Annotated in this window: 12 protein-coding genes; 8 read left to right on the forward strand and 4 right to left on the reverse strand. The window is 59.6% G+C overall.

The genetic code is table 11. The features are described 5' to 3' along the window. Positions 1–153: 153 nt before the first annotated feature. On the reverse strand, positions 154–1,530 hold the full coding sequence (locus tag X735_RS163220; protein WP_023808938.1) for an HlyD family type I secretion periplasmic adaptor subunit: 1,377 nt from the start codon (positions 1,528–1,530) through the stop codon (positions 154–156). Beyond that, entirely contained in the window at positions 1,523–3,274 is a 1,752-nt protein-coding gene (locus tag X735_RS163215; RefSeq protein WP_031212338.1) for a type I secretion system permease/ATPase, read from the reverse strand. Before X735_RS163215 ends, X735_RS163220 begins: the two co-directional genes overlap by 8 nt. Before the next feature lie 562 nt (positions 3,275–3,836). Here X735_RS163215 and X735_RS163210 point away from each other — a divergent pair. The 7 genes from X735_RS163210 to X735_RS163180 all read left to right on the forward strand — a co-directional run bounded on the left by X735_RS163210 (position 3,837) and on the right by X735_RS163180 (position 15,251). Then, positions 3,837–5,456: a calcium-binding protein gene (locus X735_RS163210; protein ID WP_245273057.1), complete on the forward strand. Its 1,620-nt coding sequence runs from the start codon at positions 3,837–3,839 to the stop codon at positions 5,454–5,456. Positions 5,457–5,968: 512 nt separating this feature from the next. After that, positions 5,969–7,177, forward strand: coding sequence for a glycosyltransferase family 4 protein (locus tag X735_RS163205; protein ID WP_023808941.1), 1,209 nt, complete (start codon positions 5,969–5,971; stop codon positions 7,175–7,177). Then, the gene (locus X735_RS163200) at positions 7,174–8,433 is read left to right on the forward strand and encodes an O-antigen ligase family protein (RefSeq protein WP_023808942.1); all 1,260 of its coding nucleotides are present in this window, start codon (positions 7,174–7,176) and stop codon (positions 8,431–8,433) included. The genes X735_RS163205 and X735_RS163200 overlap by 4 nt, the downstream gene beginning before the upstream one ends. After that, positions 8,433–10,430 (forward strand): asparagine synthase (glutamine-hydrolyzing), encoded by a 1,998-nt coding sequence (asnB, locus tag X735_RS163195; RefSeq protein ID WP_023808943.1) that lies wholly within the window; start codon positions 8,433–8,435, stop codon positions 10,428–10,430. Before X735_RS163200 ends, asnB begins: the two co-directional genes overlap by 1 nt. 1 nt (position 10,431) lies before the next feature. Next, the gene (locus tag X735_RS163190; protein ID WP_023808944.1) at positions 10,432–12,663 is read left to right on the forward strand and encodes an exopolysaccharide transport family protein; all 2,232 of its coding nucleotides are present in this window, start codon (positions 10,432–10,434) and stop codon (positions 12,661–12,663) included. 183 nt (positions 12,664–12,846) lie between these two features. Further along, a complete protein-coding gene (locus tag X735_RS163185) occupies positions 12,847–14,214 on the forward strand; it encodes a lipopolysaccharide biosynthesis protein (RefSeq protein ID WP_023808945.1) in 1,368 nt (455 codons plus the stop codon). Further along, positions 14,211–15,251: a glycosyltransferase family 2 protein gene (locus X735_RS163180; RefSeq protein WP_023808946.1), complete on the forward strand. Its 1,041-nt coding sequence runs from the start codon at positions 14,211–14,213 to the stop codon at positions 15,249–15,251. The genes X735_RS163185 and X735_RS163180 overlap by 4 nt, the downstream gene beginning before the upstream one ends. Positions 15,252–15,333: 82 nt before the next feature. On the opposite strand, the gene X735_RS0133470 is transcribed toward X735_RS163180, so the two are convergent. After that, positions 15,334–16,041 carry a helix-turn-helix transcriptional regulator gene (locus X735_RS0133470; protein WP_031212340.1) on the reverse strand — a complete coding sequence of 236 codons (708 nt, stop codon included), beginning with the start codon at positions 16,039–16,041 and terminating at the stop codon, positions 15,334–15,336. Positions 16,042–16,251: 210 nt separating this feature from the next. Here X735_RS0133470 and X735_RS163175 point away from each other — a divergent pair, with 210 nt between their 5' ends. Further along, the gene (locus X735_RS163175; protein WP_023808948.1) at positions 16,252–17,994 is read left to right on the forward strand and encodes a PAS domain-containing protein; all 1,743 of its coding nucleotides are present in this window, start codon (positions 16,252–16,254) and stop codon (positions 17,992–17,994) included. Here X735_RS163175 and X735_RS163170 read toward each other — a convergent pair. Then, a complete protein-coding gene (locus X735_RS163170) occupies positions 17,987–18,661 on the reverse strand; it encodes a response regulator transcription factor (protein WP_023808949.1) in 675 nt (224 codons plus the stop codon). The genes X735_RS163175 and X735_RS163170 overlap by 8 nt on opposite strands. Positions 18,662–18,863: the final 202 nt, after the last annotated feature.

Here is an 18,863-nt window from a genome sequence, read left to right on the forward strand (position 1 = left end):
GAATGATGCGGTAGCGGCACATAACGCGCATGTTTCCTCCAGCCGGAGGCGCTTCATCCCCGCGCCGCCGGTTAGGCTCGACGGCCGCCCGCCCCCAAAAAGCCGTCGGGCCGCCAGAAATCCCGATATCCTACTCGCCTCGCCTCCTCGCCATCACTGCGTAAACGCCTTGGACATCTGATCCGCAAAGGGTTTCAACAGATAAGACCAGACATTGCGTTCATCGGTGCGGATATGAACCTCGGCGGGCATACCTGGCCTCAGCACCTTCGCTTCGGTCAGGCAATTCGATTTGCTTTCGACCTTGATCCGCGCCGAGAAATAGGAAAGCTGACGTTGCGGATCTTTAATCAGATCTGCCGAGATGTGTTTCACTGACCCTTGGCAGACCGGAGTGGTTCCCACGTCGAACGCCGGAAAACGGATCGATACCGGCTGCCCTGGCCGGACGTCGTCGACCCGCGACGGAGGGATCAGCGCGTCCACCACAAGATCGTCGGCATCAGGCACGATGGTCATGAGCATCTCGCCAGGCGCGATAACGCCGCCGACGGTATGGACAGCCGATTCCTGTATTGTTCCGGACTGCGGCGCGCGGATCGTTGTCTTGGTCAATTCATCCTGGGCCACAATCCTCCGTTCGTTGAGTTCGGTCTGCTTGGCTTCCGTCTCGCGGAGTTCGGTCGTGACGTCAGTGCGCCTTTGGTCATCCAGCTGCAGCATCTGCAACCCCGTTTCGCTAATGCGCGCCTGCGCTTCAGCTACTGCGGCAGCGAGGCGCCCCGATTCTCCCCTGGCCCGGGTGGCATCCAGCCTGATGTTGCTCACCCTCTCCTTGGAGACGAGTTTTTTGGCGTAGAGGGAATCAACGTCGGCGAAATCCTTATTCAGCAGAGCAACCGATTCATCCACCGCGCTCTGTTGCGCTTTGAGGCCGTCGATCTGACGTTCAAGTTGCTGGGATTGGCTTCTCAACTGTGCCTTCTGTCCAGCCAAAGCCGAAGCGCGCGTTTCAAAGAGCGCGCGCTCGCCATTGACGAGCGCAGCCAGCTCCGGCTGGTTCATTCGCGCCTTCAGGCCGACCGGCAGTTGCATTTCCGCCAGGCCCGTTCGCTCAGCCTCCAGCCGAGCGAGCCGGACGGTCGCGCGATCGAGATCCTCACTGATGATTTGCAGGTTCGCGCGAGTCAGCGTGTCATCCAGTCTGACCAGCACGTCGCCGGCTCGTACATGATCTCCGTCCTGCGCGAAGATCCCGCCCACTGTGCCTCCGGTTTGATGCTGGACCTTCTTGACGTTGGTTTCCACCACCACGGTGGCCGGTGCAACCACAGCGCCGGCGATGTTGGTCAACCCCAGCCACAGGCCGCCGCCAAGGACCAGCAGACCTGTAATCACCAAACCGAATATCAGGTTGGCCCGTATACCGTCCGACAGATCTGGCGCGCTCACGGCAGCCCGTTTGCTGCCACGAAGGGTCCGAGCATACGATGAGAAAGCGACGAATGTTTCGAGCAGAGCTTCATGCATGTCCGGCAACACCCGGTATCGGCGCCAAAGAAGATGGCCGAGGTGAAACAGGCGGTGAAGGTCGGAGCACGTTCGCCAAGACCTGCTCGCGCGAGCCAAAGGCATGAACCGTCCCATTCGACATAACCAGCACCTGATCGATATTCGCGAGTGCCGAAGGACGATGCGCAACGACAATGACGATGCCCCCGCGCTGACGCACTGTCCGTATGGCGCCGGCCAGGGCAGCGTCTCCGTCCACGTCGAGGTTCGAGTTCGGTTCGTCGAGCACGACAAGAAACGGCTCGCCATAAAGTGCTCGGGCGAGACCCACGAGTTGCCTCTGCCCTGCCGACAGGGCCGCTCCGCCCTCGCCTATGCGGGTCTGAAATCCCTGAGGGAATTGCATTATCATTTTCTCGACGCCGGCTGCTCTTGCCGCCGCAAGGACGCCTTTTGGATCCGTCTTGCCTCGGAACCTCGAAATGTTGTCTGCTACCGTGCCGTCAAACAACTCCACATCCTGCGGCATGTAGCCGATATGGGCGCCGAGCTGTTCCGAGTTCCATTGATCGAGAGAGGCGCCGTCCAATCTCACCGAGCCATGGAGCGGCTTCCACACTCCGACCAACGAACGCACCAAAGTTGTCTTGCCGGAACCGCTTGGGCCGATTACGGCCATCCCAGCGCCTCTCGACAGATGGAAGCTCACATTCACCACGGTTGGCTTTGGCAAGCCGGGCGGCGCAATGGTCAATTGCTCGACCGCAAACCGCGCCTGCGGCCGAGGCAACTCCATTGGCTCGTCCTGGCGGCCGAATGCCGCCATGACCGCTGCCAGCTCGGAATAGCTGCGCCGGGCCGACAGAAAGCCTCTCCAGTTTGCGATCGCAGCATCCACCGGGGCCAAGGCGCGGCCAAGCAAAATGGAAGATGCGATGATCACCCCAGGTGAAGCCTCGCCGCCGATCACCAGGTAAGCGCCGAGACCGAGAACACAGGACTGCAACGCCATCCGCAGGGCCTTCGACAGCGAACTGGCGCCACCAACGACGTCAGAGAGACGTTCCTGCTGGGCGAGATAGGCTCGGCTGACGTCGCTCCAGCGTCGAGCCAGTCGACCAGACAGCCCCATTGCGTGAACGACTTCGGCGTTGCGCCGGCCGGAATCGGCAAGCGCCCGCTGCGACAGCAGCTCCTCCGAGGCACGCGCGGCGGGGCCTCGGCTAAACACTTCCGCGATCGCTGTTAAGAGGACCACAGCGATCGCGCCGACCGTCGCCAGCAGGCCGAGCGAAGGATGGAGCAAATAAATGATCAGCAGATAAAAGGGGATCCACGGGGCGTCGAAGATGACCGTCGGTCCCGTTCCGGAGAGAAAGCCGCGCAGTCGGTCAAGATCGTGCAAAGGCTGCAGACGGTCCGCATCACGCCCTGCCTTGAGCGGCAAGGACAGGGAGATGGAGAACACCTTTTGCTGCAAATTCCTATAGAGACGGCTGCCGATGCGGACCAACACGCGAAGCCGCACGAAATCCAGAAGCCCATGGACCGCATACAGACCCAGCATGCCGATCGTGAACCCCACCAGGGTGGGAACGCTCTGCGACGGCAGAACGCGATCGTAAATCTGCAACATATAGACCGAACCGGTCAGAGCGAGAATGTTTATCACTGCCGAGAACAGCGCCACGCCAAGCAGCCCAGGCATGCAGGCGAGAATGGCGGAACGTAGCTCGGGAGAACCAGCCCCCGATGTTTTCATGACCAGCGGTCGTTCGCGCGACACTGCCGCGCCGTTACTTCCGTAAGTTGTGATGGCTCAAACCTTTCTTGATGCGCATAGCAGCCGCTATCCGTCGCCCCCCTTATTACGCTCTGCTTACATACGTCGATTTTGAGGAAAATGCAGCGGATTCGTGGCATGAACCGGCGAAACGCGGCCGCCGACGTCTCCCTGTCTGGGGATAACTTCACGAAAAATGACGATTTTCGCTAAAGGAACTGGTCAGAACGGAGCCGGCAAAAGAGGCGTATGTCCTTGCTCCCAAACACTTTCAAAGGTGCCACAGTCGGCTGAGCAAAATACCTGCTACTGAGCAACAACTTAGATCAATCAAACATTCTATCTCGCTGTGTTTCGTATTTGATTTCATCCTAATGTAGCAATCACCTAAGCAGACGCGGGGCATAAATCGAATCAACCAAAGGATCATTGGATGACACTCCATTATGCGTCCGGTGGATCAGCCACCGAAGTCGCAACCGCCGGGTTCAACCTGGTCGATGTTCAATATCTCTCGCAGGTCAATGCTTTGCCGGACGGCATGAAAGGCCTCGTCTATCTCGGCGCGCATGACGGCGTCACCTCCTCCTTCATTGAAAAAGTTACACCATTTCTGAACAACCCGAAGGTGTTCGGATTTTTCCTGATGGACGAGCCAGATCCCACCGGCAGGTGGGGCACATATGCAACTGCCGAAAACCTGAAAGCGGAATCGGATTGGATCCATTCCCATTTTCCGGGCGCCAAGACCTTCGTCACCATGATGAATATGGGGTCTCCTACAAATCCGGATTTTTCCAACACCTATAATCCGGCCAATACAGGCATCGACTATTACGGGTTGGACCCGTACCCGGTGCGCGATGACGTGAGCACGGTCGACTACAACATGATCGACAGGGCCGTGGGCGCGGCAGTGAAGTCCGGCATCCCGATCGACAAGATCATTCCGGTCTACCAGACTTTTGGCGGTGGCAACTGGACGACCGACACGGGCGGGAAGCATCAGATGCCAACGACGGAACAGATGCAAACGATGATAGATCATTGGGCAGCACTGGTTCCGTCGCCTGCCTTCGATTATGCCTATGCCTGGGGCTCGCAGAACGGAGACACAGCTCTGGAGAATTCGCCGGCACTGCAGGCCTTCTTCCAGCAGCACAACCTCCAAAGCACCGGTGGCTCTGCCGCCCCTCCAGCAAGCGATCCGATCGATACCCCGACCACGCCGCCAAGCGACGCCGGCGCCCCTGCTCCCGCCGCGCCGGCCCCGTCGGACAGCGATCATATATTCCATGGCACGCGCGGCGCAGACGTTTTTCACGCGACCACGGGCAATGACAAATATCTCGTCAACAATGCCCATGACAAGGTGATGGAAGCGCCAAGCGGCGGGGTCGACAAGGTCGTGGCCTCGGTGAGTTACGCTCTTACGGCGGGCTCACATATCGAGCAGCTCTCCACCGCCAGTTCGGGTGGCAGGGCGTCCATCAACCTGACCGGCAACGAATTCGGTCAAGCCATCTATGGGAATGGCGGCGCCAACAAGATCAATGGTGGCGGTGGCGCCGACAAGATGACCGGCTATGGCGGCAATGACACCTATTACGTCGACAATGCCCACGACAAGGTGGTGGAGCAGAGAGGAAGCGGCGCCGATAAGGTTCTTGCCTCGGTGAGCTTCGCTCTTTCGGCTGGCTCGCATATCGAGCAACTCGCAACCACCAAGGCATCCAGCAAGGCCGCCATCAATCTGACCGGCAACGAATTCGGACAGACCATTCAAGGCAATGCCGGTAGCAACAAGATCGACGGCGGCGGCGGAGCCGATACGTTGAGCGGGCGTGGGGGCAGAGATGCCTTCGTGTTCAGTACCGCCCTTGGTGCTGGAAACGTCGACAAGATCACTGATTTCAACAAAGCCCAGGACAAAATCCACCTCGATCATTCCATCTTTGCCGGTCTCGATCAGGGGGGCCTCTCGTCGGACGCTTTCTTTGCCGGCAAAGCCGCGCATGACAGTTCCGATCACATTATCTACAACAGTTCGACGGGAGCTCTTTCTTTCGACAGCGACGGCGTCGGAGGCGCAAACCAGATCCATTTCGCGAGCCTCTCTCCGCATCTGTCGATTACCGCATCGTCTTTTCTGGTCACCTGAACCAGCCCAGCGAAGAAACGCTTTAAGAAGTCGGCGAGGCCCTTGGGCCTCGCCGACAGATGTTCCGGATGTGTGGACCAACAGCTGACGTGCGGGTTCCGTCCTGAAGACCGGGCGACGCAGGCCGAGGGCCGGCTTGACGGCCCAGCGCAACCACGCGTCAAAAACTTTTTGCCATCAGCGAGCCGCGGAGCTCAGGCACCACGCCGCCGCAATTGGACACTCGAAAACCTTGGACAACCAAGGTGATGCAGACCAGCCACTCGTACCGGCTCAGGCGAACACCGCGCTCATCCCGCAAGACACGAGTCACATGAACGCTCCGGCAATCGCGAGGGAATCTCGCCTCGCTGGTCGCTACCCTTCCAAACATCACGGGTGTCATTCAAACGGACGAGGACAGGCACCTGGTGTCCCCCTAGCGTGCACTCGGGCGGCATGCGCTCAGAGGTGATGAAACCGGGCCATGGCAGCATGAGAGCCAATCGGCCATGTGCGCTTGGGAGAGGCAGATGAACCCGCACCTGGTCTGCGTAGGAGGCGAGGATCACGCCTTGAGAGTTCCCTTCCTCATCGCGCTGCGAGAGAAAGGCTTTCGCGTTACGGCGGTCTCGAGCGGTTCTCCCGTACCGTTTTTACGGCATGACATTTCGCATCACAGGTTCTCCTTCGACCGCTTTGCAAGCGGAGGCGGGGAATGGCGCACCCTCGGAACGATGCGCCGCTTGATGCAGGAGCTTCAGCCTGACATCATCCAGAGCTTCGACACCAAGCCAAATCTGTTAACGCCCCTTTCGGTACGGGGAACTGTTCCGGTCATTCGCACCATCAACGGACTGGGGTGGACGTTCTCATCGCTGGAGCCTCGGGCCCTGGCGTTGCGTCCGGTCTATTGCGCACTACAATGGCTTGCGTCTTCCTGGACGGCTGCGACCGTATTCCAAAATAGCGACGACCAACTGTTCTTCGAGCGCTTTCGGCTGATCGGTCGCGGAAGTTCGCGACTGATACGCAGTTCCGGAATCGATGTCGACGCGTTCGCAACGGTGCGCCATCTCGGGTCCTCAGCAACGAAGATGCGAAAGGACCTCGGCCTTCAGTCCGCCGAAGTGGTGATCTTCGTCGGCCGTTTGACGCGCCAGAAAGGCGTGGCGACCCTTCTCAATGCGATCCCTCGCATCCTGTCCGCAAGGCCCGCGGCACGGTTTGTGCTCGTCGGCCCACGAGAATCCGAAGGCTCATTCGCAATCGACAAGTCGGAGCTTGATCGGCATGCACCTCATGTGCTGGCCTTGGGTCCACGACGCGATGTCGCCGATCTCCTTGGCATGGCCGATGTATTCGCCTTTCCCACTCAGTATCGCGAGGGGGTTCCGCGTGTATTGCTCGAGGCGGGGCTGGCGGGACTGCCCATCGTGGCCTCAAGGATGCCAGGCTGCAGCGACGTCGTCGAAGACGGATGGAACGGCTACCTGGTTGCGCCGCATGATGCCGAAGCCCTCGCCTCGCGAACAATAGACTTGCTGTCCGACCGCGCGGCGGCCAAGGCGATGGGCGCCCGTTCTGTTGAACTTGTCCGGAGGCGATTTGCCCTGCCACTGGTGGTCGACCAGTACTGCGACCTTTACGACAACACACTCCGCGCGGGGCACATGCGACCGCTCCCTGCCGTTGGGCTTGGAGGCGGCCTCGCAAATCACCGAGGCGGGGCACATCAATGATCCGGGACGCCTTGCTCGCCCTGGGGGTTGCTATGTCCTATGCGACGCAACTAGGCGTTCCGGGATTGCCGCTCGGCTATGGCGAATTGTTCATCGCGATCTGGATCGTGCTGGCGATTGGACGAATACTCGCTGGCGGTCGTCTCCAGCTCACACCCGCTTTTGTCCAACTGGCGAGCTTCTGGCTGCTCCTGTCGCTCGCTTTGGGGATCGGCACGATCGTCGGTTATCTGACCACCGTTCTTTATCTGACCGGGTTTGTACATGACGTTATGGCATATGTGTTGCTGGCAAGCTTTACGTGCCTGGCCGCGGCGGAGCCGGACGCCGATCGGCATCTGCGCCGCAGCGCATGGTACGTGGTCGCGTTTGCCAATGGAGCCTTTGTGATACAGCTTGGCTTGGCTTATGGTGCGATCCACCAATCCGGCGTCGATCCCTGGTATTGGGACCGGTTCCGTGGCTGGTCAGAGAACCCGAACCAACTCGCGCTCTATTGCGCGCTCTTTGGCCCGCTGGCTTTGCATCTTGCCACGACCACGCGCAACCCATGGGCTCGTTTGCTTGCATTCTCATGCCTGCTCCTGACGTTCTATGTCGGCCGACTGACGAAGAGCGACACCTATCTCTATACCAGCATCCTGAGCTGCCTCATCTTCATCGGATTGCGGCTTCGTGCATGGATAGCAACGAGCGGCCGCGCCAGCATGCCCCGCCTGGCGGCAATTATGCTGTTGGCAGGCTCCTTCCCTCTAGCGCTTGCAATGACGCCGTACGCGCTCACCGAAGAGACCAGCGTCGCCAATTTTGCGAAGAGCCTTACCAAAGACGAAGGCGGGGAAGCGACCGTCGAAACGTTCGAACTCCGGCTTTATCTGTGGCAGGAGGCTGTGGAAAAAGGATTGAAATCCGGGTCCCTGGGACTGGGCCCTGGCCCCCACCTCGAGCGGCCTCCCGTGGCCGACCGTCAATTTCTACAGCGACCTTTCGAGGCGCATAACACCGTTCTCGACCTTTACCTGCAGGGCGGATTGCTTGCCGTGATGGCGTTGGTCTGGATCGTGGGCGCCGCCATGTCCTCCGCCTGGCGAGCGGGATTCGACGCCCTGCTGGTGCTCGGGGGATCGACGATAATCTTCAGCATGCCTCACCTGATCATCCGCCACCCGATCGTGTGGTTTTCGCTGGCTTTCTGCCTCGTTGCCGGAAATCCGACCGCACTTCGGCGGCAGCTTGCTGAACCGAGGGTGGCCTAATGTGTGGGATCGCGGGAATTCTATTGGCTTCGGACGCTCTGGACATAAAGCCGCTTGGAGCGATCGGGCGGATGACTGCATCGCTGCGTCACCGGGGGCCGGATGGCGAGGGGCTCTGGATCGACCGCGAAGCTGGAATCGCACTGGGCCACAGGCGGTTGGCAATTGTCGACCTGTCAGCCGCCGGGCACCAGCCGATGCATTCCGCCAGCGGTCGGTACGTGATCACCTTCAACGGTGAGATATACAATTTTCGCGATTTGCGTAGCGAACTCGAGTGTGCGGGCCAAACCTTTCAAGGTGCTAGCGACACCGAAGTGATGCTCTGCGCAATCGAGCATTGGGGGCTTGAGGCCGCCCTCAATCGCTTTGCCGGTATGTTCGTCTTCGCATTGTGGGATCTCAAGACAAGAACCCTGCATCTGGCCCGCGACAGAATGGGCAAAAAGCCCCTCTATGTCGCATCGACCCGAGATGCGCTGGTTTTCGCGTCTGAGCTGAAGGCGATCAATTGCTTTCCGGGCTTTTCTCCCGACCTTGATCTTGATGCCGCCGCGGCAATGCTTTCGACGGGATGGGTGCCGGACCATCGCTGTATCTGGCGAAGCGTGTTCAAACTGCCGCCTGGTTCTGTCCTTTCCGTCACGGCGGCGAATTTTGCCGAAGACCGCAGCGCGGACCGTCTTTCCCGATGCATTCACCGCTGGTGGTCGCTGGCTGCCGTCGCTGCCGATGGGCGACGGAATCCCGCCATCGGCACCGACGAAGATCTGGTTGACGAACTGGACAACCGGCTTCGGCTGGCTGTGCGGGAACGTATGATCGCCGACGTGCCTCTGGGCGGCTTCCTGTCGGGCGGGATCGACAGCTCAGCCGTGATCGCCTTGATGCAGGCCCAATCCTGCAAGCCGGTTCGCAGCTTCACGATCTCGTTCGGAGAGGGCGGCTTTGATGAAGCTCCATACGCAGCGGCCGTTGCCCGTCATCTGGGTACCGACCACTCCGAACTTCACCTCTCGCCAAGCGCCGCACGTGACGTCATTCCCGAGTTGCCCCAGGTCTGGGATGAACCCTTCGCCGATGAATCACAAATACCGACCTTGCTCGTTGCCAGGCTCGCTCGTCAGCACGTCACCGTAGCGCTGTCGGGCGACGGTGGTGACGAATGCTTCGCAGGATACGGCCGCCACTTTATGGCGGAGCGGCTGAAACGGCACCTGCGCCTGCCCCGACAACTGCGCCGAACCTTGGCGGCAGGGGCAGGGTTTTTCGCACGCGCCGGACGTGACGATGCCGTTGGCAAACTGCCGCTCTCTGCGAGCGCGAGGCATTTTATCCGGAGCGACCGAATGGAACGCCTCGCCCGGCTGCTCACGGCATCGAACGAAGACGAATTGTTTCAGCGGCTGGCGCGGCCACAAGCTGAAAACCTTGGATATCAGCGGCCGACCGAACCAACCCACGGCTACGGCGGTCCGCCGCTTGACGACCTGCTCTCCCGTCTTCTGTACGATGACATGGCGGGCTACTTGCCTGGCGATATCTTGGTGAAGCTGGACCGTGCCACCATGGCCAACAGCCTTGAGGGTCGGTGTCCTCTGCTTGACCACCGCGTTGTCGAATTCTCCTGGCGGCTGCCATCCAACATGAAAGTTCGTGATGGCGCCGGCAAATGGATCCTTCGCCAATTGCTACGCCGCTATCTCCCGCAGCACCTGATCGAGCGTCCGAAACAAGGCTTCGATGTCCCTATCGCTGCATGGCTGCGGGGTCCGCTGCGCAACTGGGCCACCGATCTTCTCGCCGACATGCGAACCGAAAGCAGTGACGTATTGGACACCGCGAAGATCGACGCCTGCTGGCGCGATCACATTGATGGCCATAACCGCTCGCGCGAATTGTGGTCCGCGTTGATGTTCCAGGCCTGGCGGAGCAAGGCCAATCGGCAAGCACAGCAAACCGGCCCAACTCATGAACGCGACCTGGCAGGAGTGTAAGATGGTAGGTTCCGCAATCAGCCCGATCCAGCTGCCACGGGTCAATCAACTACCAGCACCGGTTCTCGAAGGCAGAGTGCCCGTGCGGTCATTGCGTGAGTATGTCGAGCCGCCCACCGCGTCGCGCCAACTCTTCGTGATTCTGGCAAGGAGAAAATGGTCTATTGTTGCCTTCGCTGTGTTGGGCGGCTTGTTGGCGGGGTTGCTGGGAAGCCTTCGACCAGTTCTCTACGAGTCAACAACCCAGCTTATCGTCGACGCCCCCTCGCGCGGTTCACTGCCCGTCGGCGCCCCGTCTTCGCAGGACCTCGTTGATTCAAGCATAGATGACCACATCACGATGTTATCGTCGCAAGATCACCTGCGCCGCGTCATGGCGGCACTGCGCAAGACAGGTGCGGCGGAAACCGGACAGGACAATTCCGCGAGCAGGAATTCCCGGCTTGAACCGTCTGCCACCCCTCCCCCAAGGACACGCTCACTTGCCGGCGGTCTACTGGACTGGCTGTGGCCAGGGGCGGACCAGGTAGCCAACGGTCCACAAGCCGAGGATGCCTCCGAGTTGAGAGCTTTGCGGCGAGGCATGCGGGTCGGGCAGGAGCTGCGATCGAGAGTAATCTCCGTCGCTTTTGCCGATGACAGCCCCGCGCGGGCGGCGCTCGTGGCCAACACATTCGCTCAGGTTTATGTCGACTCCCTAGCGAAGAAAAGGCAGGCATCCGACCAGCAAGAGCTCGATGCGATCACCGCCAGTTTGCCCGGGCTGCAAAATGATCTGCAGGCAGCGGCAGACCGCCTTGAGAAATATCGGCTGAGCCACGGAGCCATCGACCAAGGCTCGGCGGACAATGCAGCCAGGGAACGGGCCGACCTCAGCCAGCAATTGTCGATGTCAAAGGCGGACCTCGCCGCTGTGGAATCTCGGCTTCGATACGTCCAGGGGCTTCGAGAGCATGGGGCCTCTCTCACCGCCTTGGCCGAAGCTATTGGCGCGCCTGAACTTGCCGACCTTGCGGCTCGACAGGCTCTCGCGCCGGCAGACCAGGAACTCAGAGCCACGACGCAAAGCAAGATCGAACAAGGCGTCGACAAGATTGCTGCCGATGCAAACATTTTCCGTGCACAGATCGCCGCTCTTGAAAGCCGAAAGAACATCCTGGATGCGGTCATGGCCGACACCGCCAGCCGGCTTTCCGGTTTGCGGGCTCTCGAGCCGCAGGTCAGCCTGCTGACCCAGCGATATAACGAACTCCTTGGTCGACAACAGGATTTGACGCGGCGTATCGGAGTTCCCTCAGCTGGAATTTCCATCCTGTCCGCTGCTTGGCCGCCGACTATCCCGCAGACCTTGCCAGCCATCTTCCTTGTTCCCCCTGGGATGATCCTATTCGCCATTCTGGGGGCGATGTACGTCACGATGCGCAATCATTTCGACCGGACTTTCCGTGGCGAGGCCGAGGCAGAAGCGGTGCTCAAGGTTCCCTGTGTGGGGCAGATTCCCGAAGCAGGCGGAATGCATGCCAAACAACTGCGAAACCTCGTGCTGGGGGAGCGCAGGTCCGCATATAGCCGCGCCGTGACGTCGTTGCTGATTGCGGCGGCACCAAATGCGCTAAGGGCTCGTTCGTCGTACACGGCGCTTGTCACCTCCAGCGTGCCGCAGGATGGCGGGACCGAGCTCGCGTGGAGCCTGGCGCTCGCCGGCACGCGACTGGGCGGTCGAGTTCTGTTGGTCGATCTTGAACGCAAGGGCGTTCAGCTCACGCTCGAGTTCCTGCACCAGTTCAGCGAACGCAAGAACCGCCATTCCTTCGCTGACTATGTTTGCAATCGCTGCGACCTGGAAGGTGCCGTTGCCAGGCTGCATGAAATCGGGATCGACGTAATGACCGCCGCTCCGTCGGACGACCTGCTGGCGCTGCTATCATGCGAGGACGGAGGCAAAGTGATGGCGGATCTGCACGCGACCTATCGCATCGTGATCATAAACCTGCCGTCGGCGCTGGGGCAGCCGGAAGCCAAATTTCTGCCAGGATGGGCGGACGTGGTTCTTTTCGCCATCCGGTGGAGGAAAACGCCACGCACCCTCGCTCGCGGGGTGCTGGAACTCCTTCAGGGCAACGGTTCTCTTGCGATACCTGTTGGCAGTGTCCTCACGCGAGTGAATCTGAAAAAACATGCCGGATATCGGCTCGAGGACAGCGCTGACCTCTTGCGCGAGCAAATAGCATGACGGCCACAGGCTCGTCCTTGGGCTACGGACGATCCTGGGGCGGTTCATCCAGGGAGCGGCCAGGACGATTCACGGTGCAGCCTGTCAGCAGAGCGCGTCATTCAGGTGAATGATGGCAAGGTCCGGTGTGCATCGTAGGCTGCGGCAATCCCCGATATTTGCCTCCCTCGGAAGCGCGAACCGATGGCACCAAGCGACCTTCTGAGACCCAAGACGGTTCCTGCGGCAGGCACAGCCATCATCGTTGTTCGGCCGAGCCCGATCGGCTCGATCATTCGTGCAGCAAGCGGAGTGTCGGCAATGGCGATTGTCGGCCAGCTCACCCTTCTTGCCGCAATCCCGGTTTTGGCGCGGCTCTATTCGCCGGCCGATTTCGGCATCTTTACGATTTATCTGTCGATCGTGAACATACTCGCCGGGGTCGCGGCATTGCGCTTCGAGGCTTCGCTCTATGGGGTCAAGGGGAACGCGCAGGCCTATGTGACGGTCAAGCTTATTCTCTTGGCTGTGTTCGTGACGACCGTCCTGGCCTTTTCGGCCGGACAGATGCTGTCGAACCTTGCTCCCAATCGCCTCGGCTCGCTCGCCTGGCTCATTCCGATTGGAATGGGAGGCGCAGGTCTGGTCGAAGCCATGAACTGCTGGAGTCTGCGTGCCGGGCTTTTGCGCGATTTTGCTCTCGGGCGCCTGATCCTGCCGGCAAGCATGGCTGCACTGCAATTGGCTTTCGGCATCGCCGAACTCGGCGGTGAAGCGATGATCCATGCCCATATTTTAAGCCAGTTCGTCTTCATCGGGGTGATCGGCTATCGGGTGATGAGTTGGGAGGATTTGCGTGGCATCGCCTGGGCACCTTGGCGTGCGGTATTGGAAAAGGCTCGGCGGGAATACAAATTTCCTCTGTTCGATATTCCCGCAACGCTCGCGAGCATAGCAATCAACAATCTTCCAGCAGTCCTTGTCGGCGGGCTGTTCGGCACCGCATTTGCCGGATATTTGGGCGTGGCCGCGCGGCTGGTCACCGGTCCGGTGACGCTGATCGCCACACCGCTCAGCAATGTTTTTGTCGCCGAAGCAAACCGGAACAGCAATCGTGGACACCTGCTTGGTGTGGCGCGCGGGCTTCTCCTGCTGGCCGCCGCCTTTACCGCGGTGCCGATCTTGCTGCTCGGCCTCGCCGCGCCCTATGTGGTCGTTCCGCTTCTGGGCGAGCCTTGGATGCCCACTGCGGAAATCATGACCGCACTGGCGCTGATGGGCGCGGCACAGGCGTTGTCGACTCCGCTCAGCGACGTTCCCGCTCTGTTACGGCGGCAAGGAACAAGACTGGTCATCGACCTCGCACGGGCGGTTCTCGTGTTTGGCCCGCTGCTCGCCGGCGCCCAGGCGGGCTGGCAGCCAGTCACCGTCATCTATTTCATGGCCGCCGGCGGCGCGTCGGGTTTCGCTCTGAAAATGGCAGCATCACTGTATCTGTTGACCCACGACCCTCAACCAGCAGGCGCTGCAACGTGCATCCAACATGAATGTCTCGAGGAAAAAACACCATGAATTCGTCGTCGGTTGACAACCTTCAAGCGGCAGTTGCGGTCACCCAGCATGACCGGGCCGATCTCTCGTGGTCACGCCCTTTTATCTCGGTCGGGATACCAACCTTTCGTCGACCGGATACGATCCGCAGGGCGATCGACAGCGTCTTGGGCCAGGATTACTCCGATTGGGAGTTGGTCGTGAGCGACGACGAGGGGCCGGAGGGCGAGACCTGGGCTATCGTGACCGACTACGCACGGAGCGAACCTCGCATCCGCATCATCGAAAACAGTCGAGGTCGCGGTCAGGTGGAGAACACCAACAACGCTATGCTGGCTTGCTCCGGACGATGGATCAAGTTGCTACATGACGATGACTGGCTTGCGCCAGGTGCACTCAGGACATTCGCCGAAATTGCCAAACAGTACCCCTCAGTCGCCTTCATGACGTCAGCCGCAAACATAATCGAGGACAAGCGAGTGCGATTTCGCCAAGTCCCCAAGCAGCAGGAACCGATCTCGCTTTATTCCAGCCAGCAGTGCCTGATGGACCTCTATCTGGTGCGCGCGACACGCTGCCTGGGGATTATTCCATCCACATTGTTGATCAACAGCGACGTCATTCGTGCCGGCTGCTTGATGCGCACGCACAAAGAGATTCCGGCCGGAGTGGATCAACTGTTCTTCGTGGATCTAGCCAGCCATGGGGACATGGTGGCGATAAGCGATCCGCTTACCTTTTACGATGCAACGAACCATCCAAGCATTACAACGTCAAAGAGTTTCCGCGAGGTCGACGAAGTGACCCTCGCCGTCAAACAGCTTAACTGGAATCTCATCAAGGACCGCAACCATCTCCCGCCTCCCGAGACATTGCTGCGGGCATTGCGGGTTGCTCGTATTCCCATGAGGTTCCACCAGCAGTCCTGGTTGACCACGTTCCTGGACGGGATTCAGATCTTCCGGCCTTCCGTCATGAAGGTGGCGGGCTGGCACGTGCTTAACCACGTGTTTGCAATCCGCCCAAGATTGGGCCGGGTGCGCACACGACGGCGGTAGGGTGAGGCTGGCGGACAAGCACGCCGGCAACAGATTGCGCGCGCACAAGCCTGTTGCGCGCGCGCATGGTACGGCCGTTACCTCACGGCAAGACGCATATGCGCCCAAGAAGAGCTACCAGTTCCGCCTGGCGCCGTGTTTCGGTCTTGGCGAAGAGCGACGCCAGCTGTGACCTTATCGTGGTCCGGCTCAAGCGCCGCTTGCGGGCTATCTCCAAAGGGGCATCGCCCTGCGCCAAGCGCAGCGCGAGTTGCGTTTCGGCACTCGTCAGACCAAACATTCTTTGCAGCGTCTGGGGATTTGGCCCGGACCTGTTTTCACGATCCAGCAGCGCCACGATACTCGTCGCGTCAGGCGTTGCTATGCCCTTCTCGTTCAAAATCAAGGGCCTGTCGCCCATACCGCGGATCACCACCCATGAAAGCGTGCCAGGAAGAAAATTCCCCGGCACGTTTGCGATCAGCCGCCTCAGAGCAACCGACACCTTGCCGGCCGTATCAGCTGCCTCGCCCTCGCGCTCCAAGGTGTTTTGAGCGGCTGAATTCCACTCCATGACCTTCCTGTCGCTGTTCAGGATCAGATAGCCACACCCGATGCGATCAAGCATTCTCACAACAGATGCAAGGCTGCTCTGCTTTGGCTCGACAGCCACGCCGTCGAACCTTTGTGGTGCTTGGTGCCAGGCGGAACTATGGCCACCCTGCGTTCTCAAGGCCGAGACGGGCTTTCCCCCGAAACTTCCATATTGGCGACCAAGAATTCCATCATGCTGCCTACCAACCAGTGCCATTTTCTTACCTCCCGCAAAACGGCAACGCCTCCCTGTCAGGAGGTGCCTTAAACATGTCAGTCAGGTCGCTTGGAGAGTTGCGGTCCGATCCGCCCCCGACAACGGACAAAATGCGCGCTACAATCCCGGGGAACAATCCTGCGGTCGGACTAGTCTGTACGCTTTTCGGTCTAATCTCGACGGACTAGTCAGAAGGTTATAGTCTGGCACATGCGTTTGCATTCGCTCAGTTTGCATCCGAACAGCTCAGGCAAGTTGCTAACCCACCTTGCCTCGATGTCGCTCCTGGTCGCGACACTTGCGGTCGAGACAGCGCTGCCCGCCTCCATGGCATACGACATCGGCTTTTTTGAGTTTGTTCCCACCATTATTGCCATCTCATATCTCGAAGATCGCCTGATTGCCCTTGCGGCAACGTTTGTGATGGTGACTGTCGGCTTGTTGGCGCGGGATGTCCTTCACAATCCAACCGACGTCGACGTTTGGATTAGGGCCATCCTGCTGCTGGTTGCAGGGGGGATGATCGCCCTGACTTTCCACCGGCAGAGGCAGGACTACCGCACCCTTTTGCGGGTTGCAGAGGCTAGACTCGTGGCCTTGGAGGCGACCGAAAACAGTTATCGCTGGGCATTTGAACGTGCCGCTATCGGCTTTGCCAATATGAGCGAGAACGGAGAGTTGCAACGATCCAACAAACGTCTTTGTGAGATGACAGGGTATGCCGAGGAGGAGCTTTCTAGTTTGCCAGTCAGGGCACTCGTCCATCCTGACGACAACCACACTTTGGCGGAAGCATTGACTCGCCTCAAAGACACGACTTCGTTCGGCTCGGAGATCCGTCTCCTGAGAAAGGACGGCACGGTTTTGTGGACAAGATTGGCGCTGTCTTTGGCCGTGCCAGCTGATGCTCTCCCTCAAAGCATCTTTGTAATGGTGGACGACATATCGGGAGAGCGAACCGCCCGCGAGGCACTCCGGGCTCAGAAGGAATGGTTGGACCTGGCGCTGTCGTCCAGCCGGTTGGGAACATGGCGCATAGACTTCGAGAGCGGATCCGTGAACGGCTCGGCCGCGTTCTGGGAAATGATGGGACTGGCACCCGCGCCGAGCCGTCCGCTGCAGGAACTGGCTGCGGTCGTTCATCCAGCCGACTTGCCTAATTTGACGGCCCCGGGAGAGCTTGCATCCGGCGCCAACTATGACGCGGAGATCCGCATCAGGCGAGCTGGCGGACATATCCGCTGGATTGCTCTTCGCGGACGGGACGAATTGCGCGATGGTCGTGCACAGCGAATAGGAGTCGCCGCGGATGTCACCGATCGGCGCATAACCATTCTGCTGCGGGCTGCGGCGAAGAAGCGAGAGCGGGCCATGCTTGAACAGCGCCACAGGCTCAACAATCTGTTTCCGGTGATCACGGCGCTTGTGAATATGGTTAGTGCCCCCGACAACGATATCGCCCGCTATAAGCAGACACTGATCCAAAAAATCGGCGCACTCCAGGCGACGCATCTGCTTCTTTCACGCGATGGCAACCTGTCGGCGTCCTTGCGCGACCTCATCGTTCAGGAATTGCAGCCCTACATGGGGACGCACAACATCTCGATCAGTGGGCCCGAAGTAAAAATCGCAGAGGGTTCGGCTGAGAGCTTCGCAATGATCGTTCACGAGCTTACGACCAATTCCGTGAAGCATGGGGCTCTCGGCACTCCGGCAGGCCGGATCGAGGTCATGTGGCAATTCACAGCCCAGGAGCCCGGCGCCGACATCGTGTTTGAATGGTCGGAATCGGGAGAGCGCCGGGTCTCCACCTCGGCTCGGCGCGGTTTTGGGTCGTTGATCATTGGAGCCGACGGTGAGCCTATCGTGGGTCACTCTTCCAAGCTTGAGATGCTGGCTCACGGACTGAAATATTCGGTCCGGCTGCCGCCAAAAGCAATCGGCGCTAGTTGACGTCTCTGGCGGCCCATGTCTTCAGCAGAACCGCGGCCTCTGTCCGATTTCGTGCCCCAAGTTCGCGCAGGACGGCGGCGGCATGAATCTTCGTCGTCGCTTCTGCAATTTCAAGAGAGCGGGCAATCTCTTTGTTCGAGTAACCTTCGGCCATCAACCTGAGGACTTCCTTCTGTCTGGACGTAAGCCTGCCCAGATTGTTGACGCTGGTGGTCCTGTGGGGCATTCGCGTGGGAGCCTCGGATGGAAGGCGTACCGGCTCCTTGGACCTTTGTGAAAGAAGTGCCGGAACGTAAATACGGCCGGCCAGGATTTCCTTCACCGCCAGGACCACCTCCTCGTCCGTTTGGGACTTTACGATATAGCCATGAAGTCCAATCGAGAGGGCAGTTAGAATCTCGGCGCGTGAATCGGTCCCTGAAACAATTGCAAACCGTGTGTCGGGATGAGCCGGTAAGACGTCGCGAAGATCGTCCTGGCCGGACAGTCCTGGCATGTTCAGGTCGATGACGGCGAGATCAACGGGCGCCTGATCTTCAAGCAGGCTTATGACGGTATCAAAACACGCCGCTTCGAATATTTCCAAGTCTGGAATGCCGGCCATCAATGCCAGTCGCAGCCCACGACGATACAAGCCGTGATCATCGGCGATGATAATACGATACATGAACCACCCACCTTTTGGCAGCCCGCATGTGTCCCTAGCTGCCGAACCCTCCCTTTGGATGGACTGTACGGTGACCCAACACAGATCAGCCGCCCGCTGATCCCCCGTATGTCGACGCTCGTCGCCGCCCATCCGCACATTTCAACCTGCTAATATAGCTTACAATCGCACACATTTCAGGGCCAGATAGCAAAGTGTTTTT

It is taken from the genome of Mesorhizobium sp. L2C084A000 (assembly GCF_000502875.1).
Lineage (GTDB): Bacteria > Pseudomonadota > Alphaproteobacteria > Rhizobiales > Rhizobiaceae > Mesorhizobium.

Bases quoted from the DNA above. Each gene is read 5' to 3' on its own strand.
- X735_RS163220 (WP_023808938.1), bottom strand. From the start codon at position 1,530: ATGCATGAAGCTCTGCTCGAAACATTCGTCGCTTTCTCATCGTATGCT.
- X735_RS163215 (WP_031212338.1), bottom strand. From the start codon at position 3,274: ATGAAAACATCGGGGGCTGGTTCTCCCGAGCTACGTTCCGCCATTCTC.
- X735_RS163210 (WP_245273057.1), top strand. From the start codon at position 3,837: ATGAAAGGCCTCGTCTATCTCGGCGCGCATGACGGCGTCACCTCCTCC.
- X735_RS163205 (WP_023808941.1), top strand. From the start codon at position 5,969: ATGAACCCGCACCTGGTCTGCGTAGGAGGCGAGGATCACGCCTTGAGA.
- X735_RS163200 (WP_023808942.1), top strand. From the start codon at position 7,174: ATGATCCGGGACGCCTTGCTCGCCCTGGGGGTTGCTATGTCCTATGCG.
- asnB (WP_023808943.1), top strand. From the start codon at position 8,433: ATGTGTGGGATCGCGGGAATTCTATTGGCTTCGGACGCTCTGGACATA.
- X735_RS163190 (WP_023808944.1), top strand. From the start codon at position 10,432: ATGGTAGGTTCCGCAATCAGCCCGATCCAGCTGCCACGGGTCAATCAA.
- X735_RS163185 (WP_023808945.1), top strand. From the start codon at position 12,847: ATGGCACCAAGCGACCTTCTGAGACCCAAGACGGTTCCTGCGGCAGGC.
- X735_RS163180 (WP_023808946.1), top strand. From the start codon at position 14,211: ATGAATTCGTCGTCGGTTGACAACCTTCAAGCGGCAGTTGCGGTCACC.
- X735_RS0133470 (WP_031212340.1), bottom strand. From the start codon at position 16,041: ATGGCACTGGTTGGTAGGCAGCATGATGGAATTCTTGGTCGCCAATAT.
- X735_RS163175 (WP_023808948.1), top strand. From the start codon at position 16,252: ATGCGTTTGCATTCGCTCAGTTTGCATCCGAACAGCTCAGGCAAGTTG.
- X735_RS163170 (WP_023808949.1), bottom strand. From the start codon at position 18,661: ATGTATCGTATTATCATCGCCGATGATCACGGCTTGTATCGTCGTGGG.